Origin of the sequence: Clostridium sp. B9 (assembly GCF_050509515.1) — a bacterium.
In the GTDB taxonomy this organism is placed as follows: domain Bacteria; phylum Bacillota; class Clostridia; order Clostridiales; family Clostridiaceae; genus Sarcina.
This window is the reverse complement of sequence record NZ_JBNWKA010000003.1, coordinates 2,855,410-2,870,571: the sequence shown is the minus strand read 5'-3', so window position 1 is coordinate 2,870,571 and position 15,162 is coordinate 2,855,410. Positions and strand designations below refer to the sequence as shown.

The 15,162-nt window shown below is 31.9% G+C and carries 15 protein-coding genes and 1 other annotated feature; all 15 genes read left to right on the top strand.

The features are described 5' to 3' along the window. The first annotated feature begins 16 nt into the window (after positions 1-16). The 15 genes from ACQZHJ_RS12635 (at position 17) to ACQZHJ_RS12565 (ending at position 15,157) form a co-directional block, all read left to right on the top strand. The gene (locus ACQZHJ_RS12635; protein ID WP_430485908.1) at positions 17-478 is read left to right on the top strand and encodes an RrF2 family transcriptional regulator; all 462 of its coding nucleotides are present in this window, start codon (positions 17-19) and stop codon (positions 476-478) included. Then, positions 471-1,670: a cysteine desulfurase NifS gene (gene nifS / locus ACQZHJ_RS12630; RefSeq protein WP_430485907.1), complete on the top strand. Its 1,200-nt coding sequence runs from the start codon at positions 471-473 to the stop codon at positions 1,668-1,670. Before ACQZHJ_RS12635 ends, nifS begins: the two co-directional genes overlap by 8 nt. Positions 1,671-1,672: 2 nt before the next feature. Then, complete coding sequence (gene nifU, locus ACQZHJ_RS12625) at positions 1,673-2,107, top strand: Fe-S cluster assembly scaffold protein NifU (RefSeq protein WP_430485906.1); 435 nt, start codon at positions 1,673-1,675, stop codon at positions 2,105-2,107. A gap of 25 nt (positions 2,108-2,132) precedes the next feature. Beyond that, positions 2,133-3,212 (top strand): tRNA 2-thiouridine(34) synthase MnmA, encoded by a 1,080-nt coding sequence (gene mnmA / locus ACQZHJ_RS12620; protein WP_430485905.1) that lies wholly within the window; start codon positions 2,133-2,135, stop codon positions 3,210-3,212. A gap of 305 nt (positions 3,213-3,517) precedes the next feature. Then, positions 3,518-4,000 (top strand): PRC-barrel domain-containing protein, encoded by a 483-nt coding sequence (locus ACQZHJ_RS12615; protein WP_430485904.1) that lies wholly within the window; start codon positions 3,518-3,520, stop codon positions 3,998-4,000. 14 nt (positions 4,001-4,014) lie between these two features. Continuing rightward, positions 4,015-5,052, top strand: coding sequence for an AI-2E family transporter (locus ACQZHJ_RS12610; protein WP_430485903.1), 1,038 nt, complete (start codon positions 4,015-4,017; stop codon positions 5,050-5,052). Between the two features lie 52 nt (positions 5,053-5,104). Next, positions 5,105-5,277: a binding site (T-box leader), on the top strand. Between the two features lie 80 nt (positions 5,278-5,357). Further along, positions 5,358-7,997 (top strand): alanine--tRNA ligase, encoded by a 2,640-nt coding sequence (gene alaS / locus ACQZHJ_RS12605; protein WP_430485902.1) that lies wholly within the window; start codon positions 5,358-5,360, stop codon positions 7,995-7,997. Positions 7,998-8,139: 142 nt separating this feature from the next. Then, a complete protein-coding gene (locus ACQZHJ_RS12600) occupies positions 8,140-8,397 on the top strand; it encodes an IreB family regulatory phosphoprotein (RefSeq protein WP_430485901.1) in 258 nt (85 codons plus the stop codon). Between the two features lie 48 nt (positions 8,398-8,445). Then, positions 8,446-8,859 (top strand): Holliday junction resolvase RuvX, encoded by a 414-nt coding sequence (ruvX, locus tag ACQZHJ_RS12595; RefSeq protein ID WP_430485900.1) that lies wholly within the window; start codon positions 8,446-8,448, stop codon positions 8,857-8,859. 16 nt (positions 8,860-8,875) lie between these two features. Beyond that, entirely contained in the window at positions 8,876-9,130 is a 255-nt protein-coding gene (locus tag ACQZHJ_RS12590) for a DUF1292 domain-containing protein (protein WP_003459598.1), read from the top strand. Between the two features lie 20 nt (positions 9,131-9,150). Further along, on the top strand, positions 9,151-9,603 hold the full coding sequence (locus tag ACQZHJ_RS12585; protein ID WP_430485899.1) for a Fur family transcriptional regulator: 453 nt from the start codon (positions 9,151-9,153) through the stop codon (positions 9,601-9,603). A gap of 70 nt (positions 9,604-9,673) precedes the next feature. After that, on the top strand, positions 9,674-11,341 hold the full coding sequence (locus ACQZHJ_RS12580) for a ribonuclease J (RefSeq protein WP_430485898.1): 1,668 nt from the start codon (positions 9,674-9,676) through the stop codon (positions 11,339-11,341). 156 nt (positions 11,342-11,497) lie between these two features. Continuing rightward, positions 11,498-13,330, top strand: a complete 1,833-nt coding sequence (gene typA / locus ACQZHJ_RS12575; protein WP_430485897.1) for a translational GTPase TypA — start codon at positions 11,498-11,500, stop codon at positions 13,328-13,330. Between the two features lie 138 nt (positions 13,331-13,468). Then, the gene (gene mltG, locus ACQZHJ_RS12570) at positions 13,469-14,497 is read left to right on the top strand and encodes an endolytic transglycosylase MltG (protein ID WP_430485896.1); all 1,029 of its coding nucleotides are present in this window, start codon (positions 13,469-13,471) and stop codon (positions 14,495-14,497) included. A 15-nt stretch (positions 14,498-14,512) separates the two neighbouring features. Further along, positions 14,513-15,157, top strand: coding sequence for an O-methyltransferase (locus ACQZHJ_RS12565; protein ID WP_430485895.1), 645 nt, complete (start codon positions 14,513-14,515; stop codon positions 15,155-15,157). Positions 15,158-15,162: the final 5 nt, after the last annotated feature.

Sequence of the window (15,162 nt, the reverse complement as noted above, 5' to 3'; positions counted from 1 at the left end):
ATTTAGAGGTGATTAAATGAAATTATCTACCAAAGGAAGATATGGTGTAAAAGCTATGGTTGATTTAGCCATACATTATGGAGGATCACCTGTATCAATTAAATCAATATCACAGAGACAAAATATATCAGAATATTACTTAGAGCAATTATTCAGTTCTTTAAGAAAAGCTAAGCTTATAAAGAGTATAAGAGGTGCTCAAGGAGGATATATTTTAAATAGATTACCAGAAGAAATAACAGTTGCAGATATTATGGAGGTTCTAGAAGGACCGATAGAAATATCTGAATGTTTAGAAGGTGTAGTTTGTAACAATGTAGATTGTTGTGCAACTAGACTTTTATGGAAAAAGATAAAAACAAGCATAGATGAGGTTACAAATTCAGTAACTCTTAAAGATATAGTAGATGACTATAAAGTCATGAAAGAAAAAAATGACGCTTTAAAAATTGTTAGTAGGAGTGAAGAAAATGAATAATAACAAAGTAGTTTACATGGACTACTCAGCAACTACATATGTTAAACCAGAAGTATTAGAGGAAATGTTACCATACTTCACAAATAAATTTGGAAACCCATCAGCATTCTATGGAGTTTCAAGAGAATCAAGAATGGCTGTTGATAATGCAAGAGAACAGGTTGCTAAGGTTTTAAATGCAGATACAAATGAAATCTACTTCACTGGTGGCGGATCAGAGGCAGATAACTGGGCAATCAAAGGAATAGCTTTTGCTCATAGAAATAAAGGAAATCATATAATAACTACAAAAATTGAGCACCATGCTGTTTTACATACTTGCCAATGGCTAGAAAAACAAGGATTTGAAGTTACTTACTTAGATGTAGATAGCGAAGGATTCATAGATTTAGAAGAATTAAAAAATGCAATAACTGATAAAACTATCTTAGTTTCTGTAATGTTTGCAAACAATGAAATAGGAACTATAGAGCCAATAAAAGAAATCGGTAAAATCTGTAGAGAAAGAAAAGTATTTTTCCACACAGATGCAGTTCAAGCTGTAGGAAATGTTAAAATCGATGTTAAAGATATGAATATCGACTTACTTTCATTAGCTGGACACAAAGTTTATGCACCAAAAGGAATTGGAGCACTATACATCAGAAAAGGTGTTAGAATAGATAACTTAATTCACGGTGGAAGTCAAGAGAGAGCTAGAAGAGCTGGTACTGAAAACTTACCAGGAATAGTTGGATTAGGAAAGGCTATGGAGATAGCAGGAAACAATTTAGAAGCTCATGCTAAAAAGATGAGTGCTTTAAGAGATAGATTAATAAATGGATTATTAGAAATACCATTTACAAGATTAAATGGACCAAAAGATGGAAGCAAGAGATTACCAGGTAATGTTAATGTGTGCTTCGATTTCATAGAGGGAGAAGGAATACTTCTTTCATTAGATTTTGAAGGAATATGCGGTTCAAGTGGAAGTGCTTGTACATCAGGATCATTAGATCCATCACATGTGTTATTATCAATAGGTTTACCTCACGAAATAGCACACGGTTCATTAAGATTAAGCTTAGGTGAAGCTACTACAGAGGAGGATGTTGATTACGTAATAGAAAAATTACCTCCAATCATCGAGAGATTAAGAAGTATATCACCATTATGGAAAAATCATTTAAAAGAAGTTGAAGGAGAGAATTAATCATGATATATAGTGAAAAAGTTATGGATCATTTCAGAAATCCAAGAAATGTAGGAGAAATAAAAGACGCTAACGGAATCGGAGAAGTTGGTAATGCTAAATGTGGAGATATAATGAGAATATATCTTAAAATAGAGAACAACATAGTAGAGGATGTTAAATTCGAAACTTATGGATGTGGATCAGCTATAGCTTCATCAAGTATGGCTACTGAATTAATCAAAGGAAAAACTGTAGAGGAAGCTTGGGAATTATCAAATAAAGCAGTTGCAGAGGCTTTAGATGGTCTTCCACCAGTAAAAATGCACTGTTCAGTATTAGCAGAAGAAGCTATACACAAAGCTATAAACGACTATAGACAAAGAGAAGGCTTAGAAGCTTGGGATATGAAAGAACATTCACATGATATACATGAGCATGTTCACGGGGCAGAATAATAATTAAAATTAAAGTGGTGATTTTGTGACAAAGAAAAAGGTTGTTATAGGTATGAGTGGCGGAGTTGATAGCTCTGTTGCTGCTTACCTTTTAAAAGAACAGGGATATGATGTAATTGGTATTACAATGCAAATATGGCAGGAGGATAAGGAGTATGAGGAGAGAGAAGGCGGATGTTGTTCTCTATCAGCAGTTGATGATGCAAGAAGAGTTGCTCAGAAATTAGATATTCCTTTCTATGTTTTAAACTTTAGAGAAAGTTTTAAAAGAAATGTAATAGATTATTTTGTAGATGAATACATAAATGGTAGAACTCCAAATCCATGTATAGCATGTAATAAATATCTTAAATTCGATGAGCTTTTACAAAAAGCTAGAAGTATAGGTGCAGACTATGTAGCTACTGGACACTATGCTAAAATCGAAGAAAGAGATGGAAGACATCAACTTATCAGATCAAAAGATGATAGAAAAGACCAAACATATGCTTTATATAACTTAACACAAGATCAATTAGAGCACACTCTAATGCCTTGTGGAGAGTACACTAAGGATAAAATTAGAGAGATAGCTAAAGAAATAGGTCTTGATGTTCATAACAAAAAAGATAGTGAAGAGATTTGTTTTATTCCAGATAATAATCATGGAAGATACATATGTGAAGCTGCTCCGAACAAAGTTAGAGAAGGAAACTTTGTTGATAAGTTCGGAAATGTCTTAGGTAAGCATAAAGGTATTGTTTACTATACTATTGGTCAAAGAAAAGGCTTAGGATTAGCTCTTGGAAGACCAGTATTTGTTACAGATATAAATCCTGTAACTAACACAGTTGTTGTTGGACCAGAAGAAGATATCTTTAAAACTGATTTAGTATGTAAAGATATTAATTTAATTTCTATAGATAAACTTGAAGGGCCGATGGAGGTTGAAGCTAAGATAAGATACTCAGCTAGACCAGCAAAGGCTACAATAAGTCCTATGGAAAATGGAAGAGTTAAAGTTTCGTTTGAAGATAAGCAAAGAGCTATAACTAAAGGTCAATCAGTTGTGTTCTATAAAGATGATTTAGTTGTAGGTGGAGGAATAATCGAAAGCCTACTTTAAAAAAAACTCCCTTAGGGGAGTTTTTTTTGTTCTTAAAATTAGTATTTGAGTGTTGTTAAGTTCTATCTTTTATTATTTTTATTTAGGTTCTGTTTTAAATAAGTGTTGATATTTAGAAATCAATATTTTTAACAAAGCATTTATTTATAAATTTAAAAATAATGAATTTTTTGGAGTGATAGAGATAATAATAAAAGTATTAATAATATTTTCCAGTATGGGTAAGTGTTTATATGATAATGAGGAGTTAGTTAAAATGTAGATTGGGGTTTGATTTTATAATTTGGGAAAGGATGACTTTTAAGATGTATAGAGTTAGAGATTTAATTGGTCTTAAGGTTTTTGATTCTAATGGTAAGAAGTTAGGCATAGTAAGTGATTTATCTATTGATTATTTTAATGGGAAAATTATAGGATTCATAATGACTAAAAAGCTTTTTTCAAAGTTAGATTATGTTGATTTAAGCAATGTTATTTCTCTAAATGAAAACATAGTTGTTCAAGGAGTTCATGTTCATAGAGGGCTTAAGTTTAGTGAAATTAAGAACTTTGATCTTATAAATAAAGATGGTCATATGCTTGGGATACTTGAAGATATTCTTATAGATTATGACTTTTATATTAAGGGATTGATTATAGTGGGTGGATTTTTTGATAAGTTCAAAAGGGGGAAAAGAGTTATACAACTTAAAGAAACTATTTTAGGTGAAGAAAATATACTTTTCTTTGGTAATAAAAATATAAGTATGAGAATGCTTCCATCTGGGGTTAAGGAAGAGGAGTCATAAGGAGGAATTTATATATGCTTGAAACTTTAAAGAATAGAAGGAAGCTAATTGGAAATATAGGGATAGTACTATTATCTGCTTTTGTTATATATATACTTTATAAATTTGAAGCCTTAAGAGATATTATATTTATAATAATAGCATCAGGAGTTTTTGCATACATATTAAAACCTTTTTATAAATTTTTATGTAAGAAAACAAAGTGGAATAAAAAATTCTTGGCTATGCTTATAGTATGTGGTGTTATATTATTTATAATATTTTTTATATTTTTCTTGATTCCTAGTATGTTTAAGGAAGTAGAGAATTTTGAGGGATTAATAACTAATGTTGAAAATTTTATAAATGATTTAATAGTTAAGTTTAAAATTTTGGATTTGGGAATTTTTGATGCCGTTGAGAGTCAAGTTACAGAGAAGCTTAATATAATTATATTAACCTTCGCAGGTAACACTATAAATGCCTTGATAGGCTTTTCAGAGAATATATTAGCTTTTGCAGTAATTCCAGTTTTGGCATATTATTTTTTAGCATATGGGGATTTGGTGACTAATAAATTTTTATATTTTTGTCCAATGGATAAAAGACATTTAATAAAAAGTTTAGGAACGGATGTAGATAAAATTTTAGGGAAATATATTTTGAGTCAATTGCTTTTAAGTTTAGTGGTTGGGATTATGACTTTTATAGGTATGCTTTTGTTAGATTTAAGGTTGCCTTTATTATTGGCAGTGCTAAATGCCTTACTTAATATAGTTCCTTATTTTGGAGCAGTTTTAGGGGCGGTACCCGCCATATTAGTTGCTATGGTTGATGGTCCTAGTAAAATATTGTGGGTAATAATAACATTTATAATTATTCAGCAAATAGAAGGAAATTTGGTAGCACCTAAAATTACAGCAGAGAGTATAAATATGCACCCTATATTGATAATAATATTGCTTTTAATTGGTGAGCAAATAGGTGGTCTTATAGGGATGATATTTATAGTTCCTATAGCTGTAATTATAAAGGTGCTATATGAAGATTTAGATTATTATCTATTTGTTTAAATATATTGACATTAGTAGATTTTTTTTTTATAATTTGCCTATAATAACTAAATGAAAAGCGTTGACGAGAATGAGTAGACATTTTACTTTTATTCAGAGAGAAAGTGGTTGGTGTGAACTTTCTAAAAGGGATGTTGAAGCTATCTTTGAGCTATGATTTTTTTTGAGTGATGTAGTTTTACATAATTAGGGTGGTACCGCGGAGCATAGGCTTTCGTCCCTTTAGATTTAGGGATGTTTGATTTTATGTTCTTTTTTTATGTGTAAAACTAATGATAAATAATAAAATTTGGAGGTAAAGAATTATGAAATTCATGGGAGCAAATGAATTAAGAGAGAAGTATTTAAGCTTCTTCGAAAGTAAAGATCATTTAAGACTACAATCATTTCCACTAGTACCTAAAAACGATAAGAGTTTATTATTAATAAACGCTGGTATGGCACCACTTAAGCCTTACTTTACAGGTTTAGAGCAGCCGCCAAGAAAAAGAATAACTACTTGTCAAAAGTGTATAAGAACTGGTGATATAGAGAATGTTGGAAAAACTTCAAGACATGGTACATTCTTTGAGATGTTAGGTAACTTCTCATTTGGAGATTACTTCAAGGGAGAAATAATTCCTTGGGCTTGGGAGTTCATAACTGAAACTTTAGGAATTCCAAAGGATAAATTATATGTAACTATATACTTAGAGGATGATGAAGCTTTCGACATCTGGACTAGTAAGACAGATGTAGATCCAAGTAGAATTTTTAGATTAGGCAAAGATGATAACTTCTGGGAAATTGGAGTAGGTCCATGTGGTCCGTGTACAGAAATTCACTTCGACAGAGGAGAAGGAAAAGTTGAAACTGTAGAAGAGTTCTTAGAAGCAGCAGATGCTGATAGAATAGTTGAGTTCTGGAACTTAGTGTTCACTCAATTTGATAAAGATGAAGAAGGAAACTACAATGAGTTAGCTCAAAAGAACATCGATACAGGAATGGGTCTTGAGAGAATAGCTACAATAATGCAAGGTGTTGATAACATCTTTGAAATAGATACAGTTAAAAACATATTAAATAAAGCATGCGAATTAACTGGTGCTAAATATGGAGAAAATAAAGATACTGATACATCATTAAGAATAATAACTGACCATGGTAAAAGTGTTACTTTCCTAATCTGTGATGGAGTTCAACCATCAAATGAAGGAAGAGGATATGTTTTAAGAAGACTTCTTAGAAGAGCTGCTAGACATGGAAGACTTTTAGGGGTTAAGGGAATATTCTTAAATGAAATGGTAGATGCAGTAGTTGAAAATTATGGCGCAGGATACCCAGAACTAAAAGAAAAAGCTAGTTATATCAAGAAGATAATCAAGTTAGAAGAAGAAAGATTCAATGAAACAATTGACTCAGGTATGGATATATTAATGGGTTATATTGCTGAAATGGAAGAAAAGAATGAGATGGTTTTATCAGGATCTAAAGCATTCAAATTATATGATACATTTGGGTTCCCACTAGAGCTTACTCAAGAGATATTAGAAGAGAAAGGCTTAGAACTTGATATAGAAAACTTTAATAAAGAGATGAAAGAGCAAAGAGAAAGAGCTAGAAATGCTAGAGGCGAAAGCAGCTACATGGGAAGCGAAGAAAGTCCAATAAATAAAGTTGAAGCTTCAATAGTTACTGAATTTGATGGATATGTAAACTTAGAGCTTAACTCAAAAGTTATAGTTTTAGGAAACGATGAAGATTTCAAAGCAGAACTTTCAGAAGGCGAGGAAGGATTCTTATTAACAGAGAAAACACCATTCTACGCTGAAATGGGAGGTCAAGTTGGAGATAGAGGTAATATAACTTCAGAAACTGGTATGGCAATAGTAACTGACTGTAAGAAAAATGTTGGAGGAAAATTTGTTCACCATATAAAAGTTATAGAAGGAACTATAAAAGAGGGTCAAGAGGTTAAATTATCAGTAGATTCTTCAAGAAGATCAAACATCTGTAAGAACCATACTGCAACTCATATGTTACATGAAGCTCTAAGAGAAGTTTTAGGAGATCATGTAAACCAATCAGGTTCATATGTTGATGCAGAAAGATTAAGATTTGACTTTACTCATTTTGCTGCCCTAACTGAAGAAGAGTTAGAAAAAGTTGAATTATTAGTAAATGAGAAAATAATGACTGTAGCAGCTGTTAATACAGATGAAATGTCATTAGATGAAGCTAGAAATAGTGGAGCTACTTGTCTATTTGATGAGAAGTATGCAGAGAAAGTAAGAGTAGTTTCAGTTGGAGAGTTCTCAAAGGAATTATGCGGAGGAACTCACGTTGCTAACTCAGGAGAAATTGGATTATTTAAAATTGTTTCTGAATCAGGAGTTGCTGCTGGTATAAGAAGAATAGAAGCTGTTACTGGAATAAATGCTTTAAGATTCATGGAAATTAAGAATAATCTTCTTAAAGAAGCTGCTTCAATGCTTAAATGTAATGAAAAAGAAATAGCTAAGAAAATTTCAGCTCAAGCTCAAGAGTTAAAAGATAAAGAGAAAGAAATAGCTGAATTAAAAGCTAAATTAGTTCAAGGTGCTGAAGATGACATCTTAAACAATAAAGTTGATATAAATGGAGTAAGCTTAGTTACTGCAGAACTTAAAGATATCGATGGAAACTCATTAAGAGATTTAGCTGATAAAGTTAGAAATAAATTAGATAATGGAATAGTTGTATTAGCAAGCGAAATGGGTGGAAAAGTTAACCTAGTAGCAATGGCAACTAAAAATTCATTAGCTAGCGGAGTTCATTGTGGTAAGGTAATCAAAGAAGTTGCAGCTGTTGTTGGCGGCGGCGGTGGCGGAAGACCTGACATGGCTCAAGCAGGTGGAAAAAATCCAGAAAATATAGCTAAAGCTTTAGAAAAAGCACAAGAAGTTGTAGAAATACTTGTAAAATAGTTGTACTTTTATGCAAATATAGTTTATAATGATTATAAAGTAAAGCGTGAATAAAAACTAATTTAAAAGATAATAATAAATGTAGATATATAAATAAAATATATTTACTGTAAGGGGGTGAGCTGCTATAAGCAGCAAGGTTATGAGTAACAATTTTGACCACACAATGCAGTTCGATTTTAGTAAAAATAAGGAAGATTTAACTAAAACAATTTTAACTGATGTATACAACTCACTAAAGGAAAAAGGCTATAACCCGGTTAATCAGCTAGTTGGATACTTAATTTCAGGTGACCCTACTTACATCACTAATTACAACGGGGCAAGAGCTTTAGTAAGGAAACTGGAAAGAGATGAAATACTTGAAGAAGTTATAAAATCTTATCTAGAGATAAAATAACAAAGAGTGCCCATTAGGGTACTCTTTCGTTTATATAAGGAGATTCTAATGAGAATTTTAGGTTTGGATATCGGAAGTAAAACAATAGGGGTTGCGGTAAGTGATCCATTAGGATGGACGGCACAGGGTGTAACAACTATTAAGAGAGATTGCTATACTAAAGATGTAGAGGCAGTTATAAAAATATGCAAAGAATATGGTGTTGAAACAATAGTTGCAGGTATGCCAAAAAACATGAATGGAACAATCGGACCATCAGGTGAAATGGTAAAAGGATTATGTGAACAAATAGCCAAGTCTTTTGATGGGAAAATAGAGTTTTGGGATGAAAGACTTACAACTGTAGCAGCACATAGAGCGATGCTTGAGGCGGATTTATCAAGAGCAAAAAGAAAGAAAATAGTCGATAAAATAGCGGCTACTTATATATTACAAGGATACTTAGATAGAATATCAAAGTAAAAAAGGAGAAATTAATATGAATAACGATTTACAACCAATAGTTTTAGTTGATGAAGAAGGAATAGAAACAACATTTAATGTAGTAACTAAATTAGATATAGAAGAAAAAGAATATTTCTTATTATCACCAGAAGGTGAAGAAGATGTAGTTATAGCTATGCAAGTTGTTCAAGACGAAGATGGAGAAGAAACATTAGCTCCAGTTGAGAATGATTTTGAAATTGAAATGATAGAAGAAGCTTATGCAACTTTATTCGCAGAAGAAGAATAACGGTAAAGTGAGGTTTTAATATGACAAAGGTAGCTTCAGTAGATTTTGATGCTTTGAAAGAAGAATTAAAGAAAAAGGGATATAAGTTAACTCCTCAAAGAAGAGCTATAGTAGATACTATAATACAAAATGAGGGTAAGCACTTAACGGCTGAGGAAATTTATGACGAGGTTAAAAAGAACTGTCCAGAGATTGGATTAGCTACCGTATATAGAACAATAATTCTTTTAGAAGAAATGGGTGTAATTTATAAACTGGATTTAGAAGATGGATGCAGTAGATATGAGTTAGCACATGATGATGAACATCATAGACATCATCATCTAGTTTGTAATAAATGTGGAAAAGTTTTTGAAGTTGAAGCGGATCTATTAGATGAGCTAGAAGAAGAGATTGAAACTAAATACGGTTTTAAAATATTAGATCATACAGTAAAGTTTTTCGGAATATGCAAGGATTGTAAAAATGAATAGAGAAATTTTCTCAAATGAGGAAACCTCTTTTATACATAAGCGTACTACTACAAAAAAGAGGAGGGAAAATATGAAACGTGAGAAACTAAAGGTTAAAATAATACCTTTAGGTGGGTTAAACGAGATAGGTAAGAACCTAACTGTTATCGAGTTTAAAGATGATATAATCATAGTTGATTGTGGTCTTAAATTCCCAGATGAAGATATGTTTGGTATAGATATAGTTATTCCAGATGTATCATATCTAGTGAAAAATGCAGATAAAGTTAGAGGTATATTCTTAACTCATGGACATGAAGACCATATTGGAGCTTTACCATATGTGTTAAAGAATTTAAATGTACCTGTTTATGGAACAAAACTTACTTTAGGTATAGTTGAGACTAAATTAAAAGAACATGGCTTATTAAGCACAACTGAGCTTATAAGAGTTAAGCCAAGAGACATTATAAAACTAAATTCATCATCAGTTGAATTTGTAAAAACTAATCATAGCATAGCAGATTCAGTTGCTATAGCAGTACACACACCATTAGGAGTTATACTTCACACTGGTGACTTTAAGGTTGACTATACGCCAACTGATGGAGAAGTGATGGATTTTGCTAGATTTGCAGAACTAGGAAGAAAAGGGGTTCTAGCGCTTATGGCTGACTCTACAAACGTAGAGAAACCAGGATATACTATGTCAGAAAGAGCTGTTGGAGAAAATCTTAAAAAGATATTCATGGGAGCAAAAGGTAGAATAATAATAGCAACATTTGCTTCAAACATTCACAGAATACAGCAAATTGTAGAAGCTGCTCAAATGACAGGAAGAAAGATTGCTGTATCAGGAAGAAGTATGGAGAATATAGTTCAAGTTGCTATAGAATTAGGCTATTTAACAATAGACAGTGATTCTTTTGTTAGCATAGATGCTATAAGTAAATATCCAAGTGAGCAAGTAACAATAATAACTACTGGAAGCCAAGGAGAGCCAATGTCAGCTTTAGCTAGAATGGCATCTTCAGAGCACAAAAAAGTTAATATCATTGAAGGTGACACTGTAATACTTTCTGCTACACCAATACCAGGAAATGAAAAATTAGTTTCTAAGGTGATTAATCAGCTTTTCAAAAAAGGAGCAGATGTTATATATGGTAAGTTAGCAGATGTCCATGTTTCAGGTCATGCTTGTCAAGAAGAGTTAAAGCTTATGCAAGCTCTTACAAAGCCAAAATTCTTTATACCTGTTCATGGTGAGTATAGACATCTTAAACAACATGCAGAGCTTGCTGTTGATGTGGGTCTATCAGATAAGAATTTTATGATAGCTGAAAATGGAGATGTAATAGAAATCACTAGAGATTCAATTAAGAAAAATGGATCTGTTACTTCAGGACAAATCTTTGTTGATGGACTTGGAGTAGGTGATGTTGGAAATATAGTTTTAAGAGATAGAAAGCATCTTTCACAAGATGGAATACTTACAGTTGTAGTTACTATTTCAAAAGAGACTGCATCAGTTGTAGCGGGTCCTGATATTATCTCAAGAGGATTTGTTTACGTAAGAGAGTCAGAAGACTTAATGGATGAAGCTAAACAAATAGTAAAAGATGTTTTAAGAGACTGTGAGAAAAAAGGAATTTGTGATTGGGCTACTATGAAATCTAATATAAGAGATGGACTTAGAAGTTTCCTTTACGAAAAAACAAAGAGAAAACCAATGATATTACCAATAATAATGGAAATATAAAAATTTTTAGATAAGAATGTATAATGTAACTGTTTAAGTAAAAAATGTTGTGTTGACTTTTTTCAAGCTTAACAGTAGAATCTAATAAGGTAAAGAAAAATTGGGTACTTCAAAAGTATCCAATTTTTTATGCACATAAAATTGGAGGAATATATAATGAGTAACGAATTCGTAAGAGATGATATTAGAAATATAGCAATAATAGCCCACGTTGACCACGGTAAGACTACTTTAGTTGATGCATTATTAAGACAAAGTAATGTTTTTAGATCAAACGAAAAAATCGAAGAGAGAGTAATGGACTCAAATGACTTAGAAAAAGAAAGAGGAATTACAATCCTTTCAAAAAATACAGCAGTTCACTACAATGGAAAGAAAATAAACATCATAGATACACCAGGACATGCTGACTTCGGTGGAGAAGTTGAACGTGTACTTAAAATGGTTGAAAGTGTTTTACTTGTAGTAGATTCATATGAAGGGGCTATGCCTCAGACAAAATTCGTTTTAAGAAAAGCTCTTGAGTTAGGATTAAAACCAATCGTTGTTATAAATAAAATTGATAAGCCAGATGCTAGACCGGAAGAAGTTATAGATGAGATATTTGAATTATTCTTAGAGCTTGGAGCAGATGACGAGCAATTAGATTTCCCAATAGTTTATGCTTCAGCAAGAGATGGAGTAGCTACTATTGATATAGATGAGCCAAAGGATAACATGAAAGACTTATTCGATACTATAATTGAAAAAGTTGAAGCACCAAAAGGTTCAGTTGAAGAAAGCTTACAAATGCTTGTTACAACATTAGACTCAAGTGAGTACGTTGGTAAAATAGCTATCGGTAAGATTACTAGAGGAGTAGCTAAGAAAAACCAACAAGCTGCTGTTGTAAGACAAGATGGAACAGTAACTAAGTTCAAAATATCAAGCCTTTACACTCATGATGGATTAAAGAGAGTAGAAGTTGATGAAGCTCAATTAGGAGATATAGTTGCAATAAGTGGTATATCAGATGTAAATATTGGAGAGACTATAACAGATGCACAAAATCCAGAAGGATTACCATTTGTTAAAATAGACGAGCCTACATTAAACATGAATTTCATGGTTAATGATTCACCATTCGCTGGTAAAGAAGGAGACTTCGTAACTTCAAGACACTTAAGAGATAGATTATTAAAAGAGTTAGAAACTAACGTAAGTTTAAAAGTTAATGAGATAACTCCAGATTGTTTCGAAGTAAGTGGTAGAGGAGAATTACACCTTTCAATACTTATAGAAACTATGAGAAGAGAAGGATTTGAATTCCAAGTTTCTAAACCAAACGTTATAACAAAAGTTGATGAAAATGGTGTTAAGGTTGAGCCAATGGAGCACTTAACAATAGACGTTCCAGAAGAATTCATGGGACCTGTAATGGAAAAATTAGGACCAAGAAAAGCTGAGATGGTAAACATGACTTCAGCAGTTAATGGATACTCAAGATTAGAGTTCAGAGTACCTGCTAGAGGACTTATCGGATTCAGAAATGAATTCATGACTGATACTAAAGGTAATGGAATAATGAACCACGTATTTGATGGATTTGAGAAGTACAAAGGTGAAATTCCAGGAAGAAGTAGAGGATCAATCGTAGTATTCGAATCAGGAGAAGCTGTTACATACGGATTATTCAATGCTCAAGAGAGAGGAACTTTATTCATAGAGCCAGGTACAGAAGTTTATGCTGGAATGGTTTGTGGAGAATGTTCAAGAGCAGAAGACATAGATGTTAACATATGCAAAAAGAAACAATTAACAAACACAAGATCATCAGGAGCCGATGATGCTTTAAAATTAACTCCAGTAAGACAAATGTCACTAGAGCAATGTTTAGAGTTCATAAACAATGATGAGTTAGTTGAGGTTACTCCTGTAAATGTAAGAATGAGAAAGAGAATCTTAGATAGCGCAGAGAGAAAAAGAGCTATAAACAGAAGTAAAAAATAATTTCTTTTAAATTATATCTATAAATTACAATATTGAGATAAATTTTAGTAAAAACAAGTTTGTTTTTATTTAAAAAAGATTTATAATTAGATAAATGGCTTCCCGGCCATTTATCTTTAAATATAAGGGGGTACTACTGTGAAAAAGCTAAAAAGCTCGAAAAGTATAGTATTAATAACTATATTTTTGATTTTACTTTTAATTAACTTAGCTGTATTTGTAGTAAAATATAACTCTATAAAAAATAACCCTTTAGAATCTGATAAAGCCAATATAACATTTAATGTTGAAAAGGGAGAGTCACTTCATGGTCTTTTTGATAGATTAAACAATGAAAATGTTCTTAGAAGTTCATTTTTTTCTAAGATATACATAAAGTTTAATAATGTAACAGAAAGTATAAAACCAGGTACATACACTGTTAAAAGTGATATAACATTCCCAGAGTTTCTTACTGTGTTAACTGAGGGAAAAGTATCAGAAACTAAGGTAACCTTCCCTGAAGGATATACAGTAGAGGATATGGCTAAAAAGTTTGAAGAGAGTGGAGTGTGTACTAAAGAGGCATTTTTAACAGCGGTTAAAGAATATCCATTACCATCTTATATAAAACCTAATAGTGAGAGAAAATATGAATTAGAGGGATTTTTGTTCCCAGATACATATTCAATTCCAAATGGAACAACTCCTAAGCAAATCGTTGGGATGATGCTTAATAGGTTTGAAATGGTGATGAGTGAAATTCAGAGTGAATTAGGCATTACTATTCCAGATGCAGATTATGAGAAATATGTAACTATAGCTTCAATGATTGAAAAGGAAGCAAGAGATGATAGTGAGCGTCCAGAAATAGCTTCTGTTATATATAACAGACTAGAAAAGGGTATGCCAATGCAGATTGATGCAACAGTTTTATATGCTTTAGGAGAGCATAAGGATGTAGTTCTTTATAAAGATTTAAAGGTGGATTCACCATACAATACATATAAAATTAAAGGACTTCCAGTAGGACCTATATGTAATCCTGGAAAACCATCACTTATGGCAGCTATAAGACCGGCAAAAACAGACTACATATACTATTTATTGAATCCAAAGGATAATAAACACTATTTCACTAATAGTTACGAGGATTTCTTAGCTAAAAAGAAAGAGTTTGGATACTAAGATTTGGAGGAGCAAATGAGTGGAGTAACCTTTGACTATATGGAAACTTATTTAAGAGATTTGATTCCAGATAGAAATGACGAATTAAAAGAGTTAGAAGAATTTGCACAAGAAAATAAAGTACCTATAATTCAAAAAGAAGGTGCAAAGTTTCTTGAATTTATGGTAGCCATGAATAAGCCAAAGAAAATTCTAGAGCTTGGAACAGCGATAGGTTATTCTTCAATACTTATGAATAAGGCTGCTAATGGAGATTGTCATATTACTACAATCGAGAGAGATGAAAATATGATAAAATATGCTTCGGAGAATATCAAAAGATTTGGATATGATGATAAAATCAAGATTTTACAGGGAGAATGCTTAGAAGTATTAGAAAGTCTTGATGATCAATTTGATATGATCTTTATGGATGCAGGAAAAGGTCATTATAATCACTTCTTACCAGAATGTTTAAGATTACTTAAACAAGATGGGATTATAATAGCCGATAATGTTTTGTTTAGAGGAATGGTTGCTTCTGATGACTTAGTGAAGAGAAGAAAAATAACTATTGTTAAAAGAATGAGAAAGTATTTAGATATGGTCTCGAATGATGAAAATTTAATAACAACTGTTATTCCTATGGGAGATGGAATTGCGTTAACTAAGAGGAGGTAGCAAAC